Consider the following 3,035-nt stretch of genomic DNA (forward strand, 5'->3'; position numbering starts at 1 on the left):
CAACTAATGCAACTTGTTCTTCTCTTGTCATTTCCATTACCTCATTTTTTCTATTTGTTTTATATAAAAACGTAGCAAAAGATTTATATCCTAATACATTCTCTTTATCCAATGATTTTTTGTACCATTCTTCCGCCTTTTTATAATCATTATTATCCTCAGCAATCATCCCCAAAATTGTACCTGCCTTTTTATTTCCTTTTTCAAAAGCTATCTCATACCTCTTTTTCCCTTCATTTTCATCAATATGTTCATAATACATATCTGCAATTGAAACATAAGCAGTTTTGTCATATTTTGCCACTTTTAAAAAATACTTTTCCGCTTCTTTATAGTTTTCTCTGTTCAATTCATAGGCAATTCTTGCCATTAATTGAGCTTTTTCAGGATTTTTTTTATTTTCCTGATGAAAAGAAACATCATCAATATCTTTTATTAACACATCATTTCCTTGATTTCTACATCCTATTAACAGACAAAGCAACATCAGTAAAATATATTTATTCATTTATAATTCCGCCTTTTCAAAATTTTTATTCTTTCCGATTTTTATACCAAATCCTGCCATCCTATATTCATCATCAAAAAATAGCAAATATCCTTCCCAAATTTCAACTTCTAAAAAAATTTTCTTCCCTTCCTTTAAATAAACTGTTTTTCCATCAGCCCAATATTTTTCCAGCTTATCCTCAATTTCTATTTCCACATACTCATACAATCCATATTCATAATCCAAAATAACCGAATTCCCCTTAAATTTTAATACTGCTTCCATTCCAATTTCTTTTTCAATTTTTTCATTTTCACTAACTGTTTCTATTTTTTTCAGTTCTCCTGTTTCATAAGACAAATATATTTTTATCTCTCCGTTATTAAAAGAAAAAATCATATCCCGCTCGCTTACCACATTCTCACTTTTTCCAGTAAAATCTACTATCTTCAATTTCAAATTTTCCATAAATCAAAATTCCTTCTGCATAATTATTCCTATTAATTAAGATTACTATATTTTCGAAAATTTTTACTCCAAAATAAATATTAAGCCTGTTATCAGTAAAATAACATCCGATAATATTTTGGGAAATATCAATCTCCAAAAAATCTAATTCTTTAACTTTTATACCAGCTTCATTGTATTCTTCCCTCTTAAAATAAATATCGCCTTCTATTATATTTTCAGGAACTTATATTTTATGCTTAAATTTAGCCATTTTCAATATATTGAGAATTTCCAGCGAATTTATTCTCCCATCTTCTCCTATTAATAAATAAAAACTGTATAATTTTTTTGCATAAGAAAAAGCGACTAAGATTTCTATTTCTTAATCGCCTTGTATCTTCAGTATTTAATTTTTTCAGCTCGAAAAATTAGAATTTATAAATTGCTATCTAACCATGTTTTTAGTTCATCAAAACTGTAATCTCCTTTTAACGCTATTCCATCTTTAATAATTGAATTTTTACATTCCTTTTTATAATCTTCAATCATTCTCCCAAAACCACCTCCACCATGCGTGCAAAACGGAATGATTGTCTTTCCGCTTAAATCAACCGTTCTTAAAAACGATAGCACGGGTGGGGCAAAAGTTTTGAGCCAATTGGGAGAGCCAATAAAAATTACCTCTGCATTTTCAATAGTTTCCGCTCCTTGAATAAGAGGTGGACAGTATCCTTTTTCAATTTCTTCTCTCGCTTCTTTTACAGCAGTATTATATGAGAATGAATAGGGCTTTTGTGGTTTCAGCTCTCTCAAATCTCCATCGGTAATCAACGCAATATCTTCCGCTAATCTTCTTGTTATTCCTGAATATGAATAATATACAACCAAAAAACTCATTATAATTACCTCCACAACTTCAAATTTGTCTACACCGCCTTAATCTTATCATTTATCAATTCAATAAACGCTATCACAGTCGCTCCTATCATCGGAAGCCCATAGGGACTAAATAGGAAACCGATGACCAAGCCCGATATACCTATCCCAATTTCTCCTCGAATTAAAGAAGCTATCGCCCCAAATATACAGAACACCATAACGATATAAAGTAATGCTGTTCCAATACCAAGTAAGAATGTCAGGAAAGCTGTCAGAATTGATAAGACAAGACTAATCGGAAATAATATCCATCGCATACACTACCTCTTTTCTCTTGGGCTTATGTGCTGCTTACAACCATTATTTTAATGGATAATAGCTCTAAGCAACACATAAACTATCAGTTTCTTCAGTTTTTAACTTTGGTAGAAGCTTCAAAACTTTTGATTTTACTGAACTATTTGCCTCTGTCATTATTATGACACGAGACCCACATGTCGGGTCATATACTTTATTGATATTTTCTTTTCCTTCCATCACAAGTCTTGCCAAAAGTTTAGAAACTGTCTGCGGTGTAAAGAATTCTCCTCCAGATTTTCCAGCATTACTGGCATAATTTGAAATCAAGTATTCGTATGCATCTCCAAAAGCATCTATATCATTATGCTGAAAACTTCCAAAATTAATTTCAGAAATTCCTATTAAAATATCTGTTAATCTTGTATTTTTCTCTGCTACAGTTCCACCTAGACGGTTACTGGTTGTATCGACATCTTCAAACAATCCTTTAATATCATTTTCCGATTCAAAACCAACAGCACTTGCCTCAATAGATTTAAAAATATTAGCCAAATCAGTATTTAAATTTTCATTATTTCTCGCTGTTTTTACAACATTCTGAAATAATTGGCTTGGCAAAATAAAAAAACCTTTATCTTCTACTGTATTAGGTCTAAAATCTTCTTCTGCCTCTTCATCAGAAATATCTGCATAGTTAAATTCTAAATCTCCAGCTTCATGTTCTGCCTTATTAAAAAATTCCACCATGTTCTCAGAAATAAATCTGTAGAATAAAATTCCTAAAATATACTGCTTGAAGTCCCAGCCATCTACTGCTCCACGTACATTATCAGCAATAGACCATATTTTTCTATGCAGTTCTGCTCTTTGCGTCATCTCATTTGACCTTTTATTATCCATTTTTTATTTCTCTCCT

At 31.0% G+C, this 3,035-nt stretch carries 5 protein-coding genes; all 5 read right to left on the reverse strand.

All coding sequences use genetic code 11. The features are described from left to right. The coding region (locus Q0370_RS07260) for a tetratricopeptide repeat protein (RefSeq protein WP_367270871.1) at positions 1–508 on the reverse strand (508 nt) is incomplete at its 3' end. Continuing rightward, positions 509–958, reverse strand: coding sequence for a hypothetical protein (locus tag Q0370_RS07265; RefSeq protein ID WP_299574008.1), 450 nt, complete (start codon positions 956–958; stop codon positions 509–511). It lies immediately after the preceding gene. A gap of 417 nt (positions 959–1,375) precedes the next feature. Beyond that, positions 1,376–1,837 carry a flavodoxin gene (locus tag Q0370_RS07270; RefSeq protein ID WP_068157411.1) on the reverse strand — a complete coding sequence of 154 codons (462 nt, stop codon included), beginning with the start codon at positions 1,835–1,837 and terminating at the stop codon, positions 1,376–1,378. Between the two features lie 29 nt (positions 1,838–1,866). Then, entirely contained in the window at positions 1,867–2,136 is a 270-nt protein-coding gene (locus Q0370_RS07275; RefSeq protein WP_299574015.1) for a CD1845 family protein, read from the reverse strand. A gap of 64 nt (positions 2,137–2,200) precedes the next feature. Beyond that, positions 2,201–3,019: a type I restriction-modification system subunit M gene (locus tag Q0370_RS07280; protein ID WP_299574017.1), complete on the reverse strand. Its 819-nt coding sequence runs from the start codon at positions 3,017–3,019 to the stop codon at positions 2,201–2,203. Positions 3,020–3,035 lie beyond the last annotated feature (16 nt).

Origin of the sequence: uncultured Leptotrichia sp., from assembly GCF_938036635.1 — a bacterium.
In the GTDB taxonomy this organism is placed as follows: domain Bacteria; phylum Fusobacteriota; class Fusobacteriia; order Fusobacteriales; family Leptotrichiaceae; genus Leptotrichia; species Leptotrichia hongkongensis.

Coding starts and splice junctions, on each gene's coding strand:
- Q0370_RS07265 (WP_299574008.1), bottom strand. CDS start 958: ATGGAAAATTTGAAATTGAAGATAGTAGATTTTACTGGAAAAAGTGAG.
- Q0370_RS07270 (WP_068157411.1), bottom strand. CDS start 1,837: ATGAGTTTTTTGGTTGTATATTATTCATATTCAGGAATAACAAGAAGA.
- Q0370_RS07275 (WP_299574015.1), bottom strand. CDS start 2,136: ATGCGATGGATATTATTTCCGATTAGTCTTGTCTTATCAATTCTGACA.
- Q0370_RS07280 (WP_299574017.1), bottom strand. CDS start 3,019: ATGGATAATAAAAGGTCAAATGAGATGACGCAAAGAGCAGAACTGCAT.